The following is a 12,081-nucleotide window of genomic DNA, read 5'->3' as shown; positions in this document are numbered from 1 at the left end:
GCCCCTAACGCCCGATCACGGCGATCGGTTGACGCGCGCCTGCGACCTATCGCCCCTTGAACTCGGGTTTGCGCTTTTCGACGAAGGCGGACATGCCCTCCTTCTGGTCCTCGAAGGCGAACAGAGAGTGGAACAGGCGGCGTTCGAACTGGACGCCCTGGGTCAGGGTCGTCTCCAGCGCGGCGTTGACCATCTCCTTGTTGGCCATGATCGCCAGCGGGCTTTGCGAGGCGATCTTGGCGGCGATCTTGCGGGTTTCATCCAGCAGGGTGTCGTGCGGGAAGACACGCGAGGCAAGGCCGGCGCGCTCGGCCTCGGCCGCATCCATCATCCGGGCGGTCAGGACCATGTCCATGGCCTTGGACTTGCCCACCAGACGGGTCAGGCGCTGGGAGCCGCCGATGCCCGGCGCGACGCCCAGGTTGATCTCCGGCTGGCCGAACTTCGCCTTGTCCGAAGCGGCGATGAAGTCGCACAGCATGGCCAGTTCGCAGCCGCCGCCGAGAGCGAAGCCGTTGACCGCGGCGATGATCGGCTTTCTGAACCGGGTGATGCGGTCGTGGCCGAGGGCGAAATAGTTGCCCGTGTACATCTGGGCATAGGTCTGGTCCGCCATCTCCTTGATGTCGGCGCCGGCGGCGAAGGCCTTTTCGCCCGAGCCGGTCAGGATCAGGCAGCGCACGCTGTCGTCCTGTTCGACGCTGTCAAGGAAGTCGGCGAGGTCCTTGAACAGGGCCGCGTTCAGGGCGTTCAGCGCCTCGGGCCGGTTCAGGGTCACCACCGCATAGCCGTCGGCGTGGCGTTCGATCAGCAGGTTGGCATAGGCGTCGGCCATGGTCGGTCTCCTTTGACGACGGTCATACAGGCGCGAGGCGGGGCCCGCTAGCGCAGGCGCTATCGTCGGGGCATCAGCGCCAGGGTCAGGGCGGCGCGCGCCAGTTCGACCACGACGACCATGCCCAGCAGAAGATTGGCGGCGATCACCTGACCCTGCGCGCCCGACAGGTCCAGCGTCCAGCCGAAGACGGACGACAGGGCCAGGATCAGCGCCGAGATCAGCACCAGGCCGACCAGCAGCATCAGGGCGACGTGACCCGCCTTCAAGGCCGCCTGAAGCGTCGGCCCCTCGTCCAGCACGCGGGCGCGGCGGCGGAACAGACGGGCGATCAGGCCGGTGGCGGCGGCCTCGGCGACGGCGGCGACGACCAGGGCGGCGACGAACCACCAGATCAGGTCGCCGAGGTCGCCAGCCCGCAAACCCTGGACGAAGTGGACGAAATAGGCGCCCCAGACCAGGACGCCGACGATCAGACTGATCCACAGGTGGATTTTGCGCATGGGTCGGACCTCGAAGGCTTATCGCTTCTGGCAGGAGGGGCAGTAGAAGGTGGAACGGCCGCCCTGGACGATGCGGGCGACGACGCCGGTGCATTTGTCGCCCCGCCCCCCGTTTCCTCGGCACGGCTCGCCCTCGCGGCCATAGACGTCGAACCGGTGCTGAAAATAGCCCTGGCCGCCCTCGGCGTTGGCGAAGTCGCGCAGGGTCGAGCCGCCCGCCGCGATGGCGTCGTTCAGGACGTTACGAACCTCGGTCGCCAGACGCTCCAGCCGCGCCTTCGACACCGATCCGGCCGCGACCAGGGGCGAGATGCGGGCGCGGTACAGGGCCTCGCAGACATAGATATTGCCCAGGCCGGCGACGATCCACTGGTCCAGCAGACTGACCTTGATGTTCTGTTTCTTGCCCGCGAAGGCCTCGACCAGATGGGCGCCGGAGAAGCCGTTGCCCAGCGGTTCGGGCCCCAGGCCGGCGAACCAGGGATGGGTTTCGACCTGATCGCTGGAGATCAGGCCCATGAAGCCGAACCGGCGCGCGTCGGCGTATCCGATGCGGGTCGCCGCCCCATCGCGGATGGCGCAGGCGCTGAAATGTTCGTGCTTGCCGGCGATGGGCGCGGCCTCCTCGAACTCGCCCAGCAGGGTTCCGTCCAGAGTGAAGCGGCCGGTCATGCCCAGATGGGTGATCCAGGTCTCGCCGGTGGACAACGGCATCAGCAGATATTTGGCCCGCCGGTCTATCCGCATCACCGTCGCCCCCTCCAGCCGTTCGACGAAACGCTCGGGGAAGGGAAATCGCAGGTCGAGCCGGTTGATCCGGACCCGCGACAGCCGCGCGCCCTCCAGCACAGGCGTCAGGCCGCGTCGGACGGTTTCGACCTCGGGAAGTTCGGGCATGGCCCGGTCCTAGCCCGTCCGGGTCGCGGGGCCAAGCGGCGGGGGCGCCCGCATCTGACCGCGACCAGTTGCCGCCTGCGACAGAATGCGCTTACGTCCGCGCAAACGTGGGACCTTCGCATATGACAGACGCCGCCGCCGCCCCCAAAGGTCGGCTAGAACTGACGCTCCGCGCCCTGGTGCTGGGCTGCCTGCTGGCGGTGATCTTCACCGCCGCCAACACCTATCTGGGCCTGCTGGTCGGCCTGACCTTCGCCTCGGCCATTCCGGCGGCGGTGATCTCGATGGCGGTGCTGCGGGCGTTCCGCACCTCGACCATCTGGGAGAATATGACCGTCCAGACCGTGGCCTCGGTCGGTGGGGCCATGAGTTCGATCATCTTCGTCCTGCCGGGCCTGGTGATGATCGGCTGGTGGCTGGAGTTTCCGTTCTGGCAGTCGGTGGCGATCTGCATCCTGGGCGGCGTGCTGGGCGTGACCTTCTCGATCCCGCTGCGCCGGGCGCTGGTCGTCAACGGCGGCCTGCCCTACCCCGAAGGCGTCGCCGCCGCCGAGGTGCTGAAGGTCGGGTCGCGCGGCGCCGAACAGACCGAAAGCGCGGTGCGCGAGAACAAGTCGGGCCTGTGGGTCGTCGTCGCCGGCGCCGTGGTGTCGTCAGGCTACGCCCTGCTGGTCGCGGGTCGGGTCTTTGCGGGCGAAGCGGCCAAGTTCTTCAAGCTGCCGGCCGCGCTGGGCGGCGGGGCCACGGGCATGGGCTTCGGCATGCAGTTCGCCTTGCTGGGCGCCGGTCACCTGATCGGCCTGACGGTCGGTCTGGCGCAGCTGTTCGGCCTGGTCCTGGCCTGGGCCATCGCCGTGCCGATCCTGACCAGCCCGGACACCATCGCCTGGTTGACGGCGCACGGCATTCCGTCGATCGCCTCGACCCTGCCCGCCGGCGCGCCGGCCGAGGAGCTGGCGACCACCGTCTGGGCGCGCGAGGTGCGGTTCATGGGCGCCGGCGTCATCGGCGTCGCCGCCATCTGGACCCTGATCAAACTGGCCGGTCCGCTGATCGGCGGCCTGACCTCGGCGCTGGCCGCTAACGCCAAACGCGCCCACGGCGAAGTGCTTGAGCGCACCGAGCAGGACCTGCCCATTAAATTGGTGGGCGGCGTTTCGGTCGCCTGCCTGGTCGGCATCGCCGGCCTCCTGGCCTGGTTCGCCCAGAGCGCCCCGGCCCTGGCGGGATCGACGCCGCTGCTGGTGATCGGCGGCCTGGTCTATGTGGTGTTGATCGGCTTCGCCGTGGCGGCCATCTGCGGCTATATGGCCGGTCTGATCGGTTCGTCGAACAGCCCCGTGTCGGGCGTCGGCATCCTGGCCATCGTCATCGCCTCCCTGTTGATGCTGGGCGTCATGGCCATCGCGGGCGTGCCGGCCGATCCGTCGATCATCGCCTTCGCCCTGATCGTGACGGCGGTGGTCTTCGCCGTCGCCGTCATCGCCAATGACAACCTTCAGGACCTGAAGACCGGCCAGCTGGTCGAGGCCACGCCGTGGCGTCAGCAGGTGGCGCTGATCGTCGGCGTCGGCGCCGGCGCCCTGGTGATCCCGTTCATCCTGAACCTGCTGAACCAGGCCTTCGGCTTCGAAGGCGGCCCGCCCGCCATCGTGGAAGGCGCCAAGACCCTGGCGGCGCCCCAGGCGACCCTGATCTCGGCCCTGGCGCGCGGCGTCATCGGCGGCGACCTGCGCTGGGACCTGATCGGTCTGGGCGCGGCGATCGGCGTGGTCATCATCGTGCTGGACGCGGTCGTGTCGAAGGCGACCAAGGGCAAGGTTAAGCTGCCGCCGCTGGCCGTCGGCATCGGCTTCTATCTGCCGGCTGCGGTCACCACCATGCTGGTCATCGGCGCCGTCGCCGGCTGGATCTACGACAAGGCGGTCTCGTCCACCCGCTACGCCGACGTGGCGCGTCGGATGGGCGTGCTGCTGGCCTCGGGCCTGATCGTGGGCGAGAGCCTGTTCGGCGTCTTCACCGCCGGCGTCATCGTGGCGACCAAGGACGACGCGCCCTTCGCCATGCTGCCCGAAGGCTCGGCCTGGCCGGCCATGCTGGCGGGCATCGTCGGCTTCGCCGTCGCGGTGTTCGGCTTGTACGCCTGGACGCGCAGCCGGGCTTCGAAGGTCTAGGGGCGGACTGGCGCCTCTCCCTCCCCTGCGGGGGAGGGTGGCTGAGCCGAAGGCGAAGCCGGGTGGGGGCGGCAGGGCGACACGTCGCAAGTCTGTCTTAGGTTGAACAGGTGCGGCCTTGCCGGCCGCCCCCACCCGGTCGCTAGCGCGACCACCCTCCCCGGAACGGGGAGGGAAAAGCTGGCTCAGGCGCGCGTCGCGACCATCATATAGTTGATGCCCGCATCGTCGGTCTGGCTCCATCGGTCGTGAAGCGGGTCGTAGTTCAGGCCATAGGGGCCCTCGACCGTCACTGGCTCTGCGGCCAGCATCGTGCGGATTTCGTCGGGCTTCAGGAACTGGCGCCAGTCGTGGGTGCCGGCCGGCACCCAGCGCAGGATGTATTCCGCCGCCACCTTGCCCAGGGCCAGCGACTTCAGCGTGCGGTTCAGGGTGGCGACCATCATCACCCCGCCCGGCCGGACCAGACGCGAACAGGCGCGCACGAAGGCTTCAGGGTCGGCGACGTGTTCGATCACCTCCATCGTCAGGACGACGTCGAACGGCCCCGCCCCTTCCGCCTCAATCTGTTCGACCGTGGCGGCGCGATAGGCGATATCCAGGCCGACCATGTCGGCGTGGGCGCGGGCCGTGCCGATGTTCTCGGAAGAGGCGTCGATGGCGGTGACCTCAAAGCCCATCCGCCGCATCGGCTCGGCGATCAGTCCGCCGCCGCACCCCACGTCCAGCAGGGTCAGACCTTCGAAGGGCGCCCGCGCCTTGGGATCGCGGCCCAACCGCGTGCAAAGCTGTTCGCGGATCAGCGCCAGCCGCGCCGGGTTGAAGCGGTGCAGCGGCGCGAACGGCCCATGCGCGTCCCACCATTCGGCCGCCTGGGCCGAGAAGCGCGCCACGTCGGCGGGGTCGATCGATGCGCCGAACGCCGTTTCGGACGAATTTTGCGAAAAACCATGCCCCTGTTGGGGTAGGCGAGACGGAGCGGCGCCGTTAGAAGCGGTCATGACGCGAGGGATGAACCTTCGCGCCCTTTCACGCAAGCAGGGGGCGGAACGCCACGATGACGCGGCCCGATACGACACGACTGGTGATGAAGTTCGGCGGCACCTCGATGGGCGACCTCGAACGCATTCGCCGTGCGGCGCGGATCGTTGCGGCCGAAGTCTCGGCGGGCAAACAGGTCGCCGTCGTCGTCTCCGCCATGGCGGGCAAGACCAATGAACTCGTCGCCTGGACCGACGGCGCCGGACCGGCCGCTGCAGGCCTGCCGCTCAGCGACGACGAATATGACGTGGTGGTCGCCTCGGGCGAACAGGTGACCTCGGGCCTGTTGGCCGCGACCCTGCGCAACATGGGCTTCAACGCCCGCTCGTGGATGGGCTGGCAGGTGCCGATCCTGACCGACGACGCCCACGCCCGCGCCCGCATCATCGACATTCCTGGCGAAAAACTGGGCGCCGCCGTCGACGGCGGCGAGATCGCCATCGTACCCGGCTTCCAGGGCGTGACGGCGGACGGCAAGATCACGACCTTGGGGCGCGGCGGTTCAGACACCTCGGCGGTCGCCGTGGCGGCGGCCCTGGGCTGCCCCTGCGACATCTATACCGACGTGGACGGCGTCTATACGACCGACCCGCGCATCGAGAACCGCGCGCGCCGCCTGGCCAAGGTGTCCTACGAAGAGATGCTGGAAATGGCGTCCTTGGGCGCCAAGGTGCTGCAGACCCGCTCGGTCGAGCTGGCCATGGCTAAACAGGTGCCGGTCCGCGTCCTTTCAAGCTTTATCGAACCCGACGCGAATGGCGTCATGCCCGACAAGGGTGGAACCCTGATCTGCGACGAGGAGGAGATCGTGGAAAAACGTATCGTGTCCGGTGTGACCATGAGCCGTGACGAGGCCCGCATCACCCTGCTGGGCCTGTCCGACCGGGTGGACGCCCCCGCCGACGTCTTCACACGCCTGGCCGAGGCCAACGTCAACGTCGACATGATCGTGCAGAGCCAGTCGCGCACCGCCGGAACGGTCAACCTGACCTTCACGACCGGCCGTCGCGACGCCGTGCGCGCAGCCGACCTGATGACCGCCGCCAAGGAGCAGCTCGGCTTCGAGGAAATCCGCGTCGACGAGGACGTGGCCAAGGTCTCGGTCGTCGGCGTCGGCATGCGCAGCCATGCGGGCGTCGCCCAGACCATGTTCAAGGCCCTAGCCGACAAGGGCGTGAAGTTCCAGGCGATCTCGACCTCCGAGATCAAGATCAGCGTACTGATCGACGCCGCCTACGCCGAGCTGGCCGTTCGCGCCCTGCATTCGGCATATGGGCTGGACGCGGTATAGGGTGATTTCAGAAGGCGCCTAGGCGCCGGGGCGCGGGAGACATGATGCCGGCAGGCGGCGCGATGACCAGAGGACCCCGGATCCTCCTGCGCCAGATCCGCGAGGCTCTGGGCGGGGCCGGCGCGGGCGCGACGCCGGCGCAGGACCGGCTGAACATGGTCGTCAAGATCATCGCCCGGTCGATGGTCGCCGAGGTCTGCTCCATCTATCTGCGTCGCGCGTCAGGCGAGCTCGAGCTGTTCGCCACCGAGGGTCTGAACCCCGACGCCGTGCACAACACCCGGCTGCGGCCCGGCGAGGGCCTGGTTGGCGAAGTGGCGCGGATGGCCCAGCCCATCAGCCTGTCGGACGCCCCGTCGCACCCGTCCTTCTCCTATCGCCCCGAGACGGGCGAAGACCCCTATCACGCCTTCCTGGGCGCCCCGCTGCTGCGCGGCGGCCGGGCCATTGGCGTCCTGGTCGTCCAGAACCGCACCGAGCGGCGCTATGACGAGGAAGAGGTCGAGGACATCCAGACTATCGCCATGGTCCTGTCCGAAACTGTGTCGTCGGGCGAACTGCTGGCGCTGGACGAGCTGCGCGACGTGGAGCTGGCGCCCCACCGGCCCGAGCGGCTGAAAGGCCAGAAGTTCGCCGACGGCCTGGCTTTCGGCCATGTGGTTCTGCACGAGGCGCCGCTGGCGCCCGAACGCCTGCTATCCGACGACCCGGCGATGGAGGAGGCGCGGCTGAAGCTGGCGCTGGCCACGCTGAAGAGCGGCCTGGACGTCATGCTGGACAAGGGCCAGGGCCTGGCCGGTCCGTCGTTCGAGGTTCTGGAAACCTATCGGATGTTCGCCGACGACCGGGGCTGGAACCGGTCGCTGGAAGAGGCGGTGAGGAACGGTCTGACGGCCGAGGCGGCGGTGGACCGGGTCAGGAACGAACACCGCGCCCGCTTCGCCCAGGCGCGCGACCCCTATATCCGCGAACGACTGCACGACTTCGAGGACCTGGCCAACCGGCTGCTGCGGGTGCTGGCGGGCGACAAGCCGGGCGAGCGCGAACTGCCCGACGACGCCATACTGGTGGCGCGAAACCTGGGCCCCGCCGACCTGCTGGAATATCCGCGCGACAAGCTGAAGGGGCTGTTGCTGGAAGAGGGCTCGGCCGCCAGCCACGCCGCCATCGTCGCGCGCGCGCTGCAGATTCCGTGCGTCGGCCGTCTGATGGGCCTGCGCGACCGGCTGTCGGAAGGCGACATGGTCATCGCCGACGGCGAGACCGGCGAGACCTATCTGCGCCCCCGCCCCGATATGCTGGAGGCGGTGCAGTCGCGCATGGCCGTGCGCGAACAGCGCCAGGCCGAATTCGCCCAGCTGCGCGACGTGCCGGCCGTGACCCTGGACGGGCAGCGGATCACGGTCCTGACCAATGCCGGCCTGGCGGTCGATCTGGAAAACATGATCGAGACCGGCGCCGAGGGCATCGGCCTGTTCCGCACCGAGTTTCAGTTCATGGTCTCGGACGAACTGCCCCGGCTGGACGCCCAGACGGCGCTCTACAAGCTGGTGCTGGATGCGGCGGGCGATAAACCCGTCACCTTCCGCACCCTGGATATCGGCGGCGACAAGGTCCTGCCCTATCTGGAGGCCGAGCGCGAAGAGAACCCCGCGCTGGGCCGCCGCGCCATCCGTTTGGGCCTGGATCGGCCGTCGCTGCTGCGGATGCAGCTGCGGGCGCTGCTGGCGGCGGGGGCCGGGCGCGAACTGCGCGTCATGTTCCCGATGATCGCCACGGTGGACGAGTTCCGGGCCGCGCGAGAGCTGGTGGATATCGAATGCGCCTGGGCGCGGCGTCGCGGGCGCGCCTTGCCCGCCCTGCTGCGCGTCGGGGCGATGGTCGAATGCCCGTCCCTGCTGTGGCATCTGGACGCCCTGTTGCCGCTGACGGATTTCGTCTCCATCGGCACCAACGACCTGTTCCAGTACATGTACGCGGCCGACCGGACCAATCCGCTGGTGTCGGATCGCTACGACCCGCTGTCGCCGCCGACCCTGCGGGCGCTCCAGACCATCCAGAAGGCCTGCGCCGACACCGGCACGCCGGTCTCGATCTGCGGCGAACTGGCGGGGCGGCCGCTGGAGGCCTTCGCCCTGATCGTGCTGGGCTTCACCCGACTGTCGGCGCCGGCGGGCGGTGTCGGGCCGGTCAAGCGGATGATCCTGTCGGCGGACCTGAATGCGGCCCGGCGCGGCATGGCCAATCTGCTGAACCTGTCCACCGGCTCGGTCCGAAACGAGATCGAATCCCTGGCGCGCAAGCTGAACGTCGCCGTCTGATCGCAGCCGTCTGGACGCACGGGCGGCGTTGCTGGTCGGCGCGCAATCGTCTATCTCGGGCCCTGTGAACGGCGCGTCGGCGCTGTGTTTCCCGGACATGGGGTCAGGCGTCATGACGCTGAATGCGGGGGTCGCCCCCGAGGCGATCGAAAGCATTGCGGACCGGCCGGATCCGACGGCCGCCTTCGTCGACGCCGCGACCTTGGGCGACGGTTTTCGCGCCGCCCGAGAGCGGTCGGGCAAGTCGCCGGCCGAGCTGGCCGCCGAGACCAAGGTGCATCGCCGGTTCCTGACCGCCCTGGAGCAGAACGACTGGTCGTCCCTGCCCTCGCGCGTCTTCGCCCTGGGCTATGTGCGGGCCTACGCCTCGGCCCTGGCGCTGGACGAACAGACCGCCGTCGAGCGGTTCAAGCGCGAGAGCCCGGACACCTCCGTGCCGCTGAAGGCGCCCATCGGCATCGCCTTCGAGGACGTGAAACGCCATTCGCCGCGCATCGTCGCCGGCATCGCCGCCGTGGTGGTCGCCGTCATCGGCTGGAACGTGTTCCAGCGCGCCAGCCTGCATCAGACCGCCCATCCGTCCGATATCGCCGCCGTGCCAAAGACCTGGACCGGAGCGGCCGATCCGGATCCGCAGGTCGCGCTCAGCGCGCCCATGTCCGCGCCGCCCGACCAGACGACGCCGGCCCTCTACATCACCCCGGGGCTGGAGGCCGAACTGACCGGCGTCGATCCGACCGATCCCGCCGTGATCGCCGCCGCCGCCAATCCGGAGCCGGTGCAGAAGGCGTTCAACCCGCGCGGGGCCGTCTATGGCGCCTCGGCCAACGCCTCGATGGTGGTGATCCAGGCCAAGACGGCCGGCGCCCTGGTCGTTCGGCTGGGCGACGGTCAGGCCCTGTTCGCGCGCCAGATGGCGCCGGGCGAGGCTTGGCGCGCGCCCATCGGCGTGGCGGCGACGGTGGACGTGTCCGACCCGGCCGCCTTCGACGTCTTCCTGAACGGCGAATACGGCGGACCGCTGGCCGGCGTGCTGACGCCGCTGGCCCAGTTGAACAGTCGCGCGGACCAGGCGGCCAAGGCGCTGGCCGCCAGCCAGGCGCGCGCTCAGGTCCAGGCTCAGGCCGCCCAGGCCCGGACCCAGGCGGCCGCGACGCCAGGGGCGACGCCTTCTCCCGCGCCCGCGCCCTCTTCACCCGCCCCTGCGCCGAACTGACACGACGGCCGTGGTCCCGCCGTCATCATCGGCCTATATGATGCTCCCATGAGCGATCACACGCACGTCCGACCCTGGCGCCACATCGAGCGTCGCAAGAGCCGCCAGATCCGCGTCGGCTCCGTCCTGGTGGGCGGCGACGCCCCGATCAGCGTCCAGTCGATGACCAATACGCCGACGACGGACGCGGCGGCGACCATCGACCAGATCCGTCAGCTGGAAGAGGCCGGCGCCGATATCGTACGCGTCTCCTGCCCCGACGTGGAATCGACCGCCGCCTTCAGGACCATCGTGCGCGAGGCCAAGGTCCCCTTGGTCGCCGACATCCACTTCCACTACAAGCGCGGCATCGAGGCGGCCGAGGCGGGCGCCGCCTGCCTGCGCATCAACCCGGGCAACATCGGTTCGGCCGACCGCGTCCGCGACGTGATCCAGGCGGCCAAGGACAATGGCTGCTCGATGCGGATCGGCGTCAACGCCGGCTCGCTGGAAAAGGAACTTCTGGAAAAGTACGGCGAACCCTGCCCCGACGCCATGGTCGAGAGCGCCCTGAACCACGCTCGCATCCTGCAGGACCACGACTTCCACGAGTTCAAGATATCGGTGAAGGCGTCCGACCCCTTCCTGACCGTCGCCGCCTATCAGCAGCTGGCCGAGGCGATCGACTGCCCGCTTCATCTGGGCGTGACCGAGGCGGGGCCGTTGCGCACCGGCACCATCAAGTCCGCCATCGGCCTGGGGTCGATGCTGTGGGCCGGGATCGGCGACACCATCCGCGTGTCGCTAGCCGCCGATCCGGTCGAGGAGATCAAGGTCGGTTTCGACATCCTGAAGTCGCTGGGTCTGCGCCACAGGGGGGTCAACATCATCGCCTGCCCGTCCTGCGCGCGTCAGGGCTTCAACGTCATCGAGACGGTGGCGGTGCTGGAAGAGAAGCTGGCCCATATATCGACGCCGATGAGCCTGTCGGTGATCGGCTGCGTCGTGAACGGACCGGGCGAGGCCCTCTATACCGACATCGGCTTCACCGGCGGCGGCAAGGGCGCGGGCATGATCTATCTGAACGGCAAGATCGCCCACAAACAGGCCAACGACGGCATGATCGACCACATCGTCGATCTGGTCGAACAGAAGGCCGCCGAACTGGACGCCGCACGCGCGGCGGAGCTTCAGGCGGCCGAGTAGCGGTCGCTCCGCTCTGGTTGCAGAAACTGGGCGCGCGTCACAAACCTGTGATTGACGACAACGAGTCTGCGTGCGACCTGTGCGTCAGGTTCGGCCGGGGGACCGACCCGTTAATCCACTGAGGGGCCCATGATTTCCAAAAACGCCGCACGCCTGCGCGTGCGTCTGCTCGCGCTTGCCGGCGTGGCGCTTTCGTTGCCCGCCTGCGCGACCGTCACGCGCGGCTCCAGCCAGCAGTTCACGGTCGAAAGCACGCCGCCCGGCGCCCAGGTCAGCACGTCGAACGGCTTTGAATGCCAGGCGACGCCTTGCACCTTCCGCATGCCGCGCAAGGACGGCTTCCGCATCACGGTCGCCAAGGAAGGCTATGTCTCGCAGACGCGCGAGATCACCAGCAGCGTGTCCGGCGCCGGCGGAACGGCCATGGCCGGCAATATTCTGGTTGGCGGCATCATCGGCGGGGCCATCGACGCCACGTCCGGCGCCATGAACGACCTGAAGCCCAATCCTTTGGTCGTCACCCTGCGCACGCCGGCCGAAGAGGCGGCAGCGGCCCGCACTCCGGCCTCGACCACCGGCGCGCCGGGCGGTCAATAGCCGAAGACCCGCGATTGAACA

General features: G+C 68.9%; 10 protein-coding genes. 6 read left to right on the top strand and 4 right to left on the bottom strand.

Features of this window, described 5'->3' with window-relative positions:
• Positions 1-46 precede the first annotated feature (46 nt).
• The 3 genes from A4249_RS14515 to mutM are packed head-to-tail and all read right to left on the bottom strand — an operon-like array spanning position 47 to position 2,235.
• Positions 47-835, bottom strand: coding sequence for an enoyl-CoA hydratase-related protein (locus A4249_RS14515; RefSeq protein ID WP_066553915.1), 789 nt, complete (start codon positions 833-835; stop codon positions 47-49).
• Between the two features lie 59 nt (positions 836-894).
• Positions 895-1,338: a hypothetical protein gene (locus tag A4249_RS14510; RefSeq protein ID WP_066553914.1), complete on the bottom strand. Its 444-nt coding sequence runs from the start codon at positions 1,336-1,338 to the stop codon at positions 895-897.
• A gap of 18 nt (positions 1,339-1,356) precedes the next feature.
• Positions 1,357-2,235 (bottom strand): bifunctional DNA-formamidopyrimidine glycosylase/DNA-(apurinic or apyrimidinic site) lyase, encoded by an 879-nt coding sequence (gene mutM, locus A4249_RS14505; protein WP_066553910.1) that lies wholly within the window; start codon positions 2,233-2,235, stop codon positions 1,357-1,359.
• 122 nt (positions 2,236-2,357) lie between these two features.
• Here mutM and A4249_RS14500 point away from each other — a divergent pair, with 122 nt between their 5' ends.
• On the top strand, positions 2,358-4,409 hold the full coding sequence (locus A4249_RS14500) for an OPT family oligopeptide transporter (protein ID WP_066553907.1): 2,052 nt from the start codon (positions 2,358-2,360) through the stop codon (positions 4,407-4,409).
• Positions 4,410-4,594: 185 nt separating this feature from the next.
• Here the strand turns inward: A4249_RS14500 and ubiG are convergent, their stop codons facing one another.
• Entirely contained in the window at positions 4,595-5,410 is an 816-nt protein-coding gene (ubiG, locus tag A4249_RS14495) for a bifunctional 2-polyprenyl-6-hydroxyphenol methylase/3-demethylubiquinol 3-O-methyltransferase UbiG (RefSeq protein WP_156494726.1), read from the bottom strand.
• Between the two features lie 56 nt (positions 5,411-5,466).
• On the opposite strand from ubiG, the gene A4249_RS14490 reads away from it, so the two are divergent.
• The 5 genes from A4249_RS14490 (at position 5,467) to A4249_RS14470 (ending at position 12,060) form a co-directional block, all read left to right on the top strand.
• The gene (locus A4249_RS14490) at positions 5,467-6,741 is read left to right on the top strand and encodes an aspartate kinase (protein ID WP_066553906.1); all 1,275 of its coding nucleotides are present in this window, start codon (positions 5,467-5,469) and stop codon (positions 6,739-6,741) included.
• A gap of 62 nt (positions 6,742-6,803) precedes the next feature.
• Positions 6,804-9,062 carry a phosphoenolpyruvate--protein phosphotransferase gene (ptsP, locus tag A4249_RS14485; protein ID WP_369814640.1) on the top strand — a complete coding sequence of 753 codons (2,259 nt, stop codon included), beginning with the start codon at positions 6,804-6,806 and terminating at the stop codon, positions 9,060-9,062.
• 112 nt (positions 9,063-9,174) lie between these two features.
• The gene (locus A4249_RS14480; protein ID WP_197458403.1) at positions 9,175-10,278 is read left to right on the top strand and encodes a helix-turn-helix domain-containing protein; all 1,104 of its coding nucleotides are present in this window, start codon (positions 9,175-9,177) and stop codon (positions 10,276-10,278) included.
• Positions 10,279-10,326: 48 nt separating this feature from the next.
• Complete coding sequence (gene ispG, locus A4249_RS14475; RefSeq protein ID WP_066553905.1) at positions 10,327-11,463, top strand: flavodoxin-dependent (E)-4-hydroxy-3-methylbut-2-enyl-diphosphate synthase; 1,137 nt, start codon at positions 10,327-10,329, stop codon at positions 11,461-11,463.
• A 129-nt stretch (positions 11,464-11,592) separates the two neighbouring features.
• The gene (locus A4249_RS14470) at positions 11,593-12,060 is read left to right on the top strand and encodes a PEGA domain-containing protein (protein ID WP_066553902.1); all 468 of its coding nucleotides are present in this window, start codon (positions 11,593-11,595) and stop codon (positions 12,058-12,060) included.
• Positions 12,061-12,081: the final 21 nt, after the last annotated feature.

Source organism: Brevundimonas sp. GW460-12-10-14-LB2, from assembly GCF_001636925.1.
Taxonomy (GTDB): Bacteria; Pseudomonadota; Alphaproteobacteria; order Caulobacterales; family Caulobacteraceae; genus Brevundimonas; species Brevundimonas vesicularis.
This window is presented reverse-complemented; position numbering and strand designations above follow the sequence as displayed.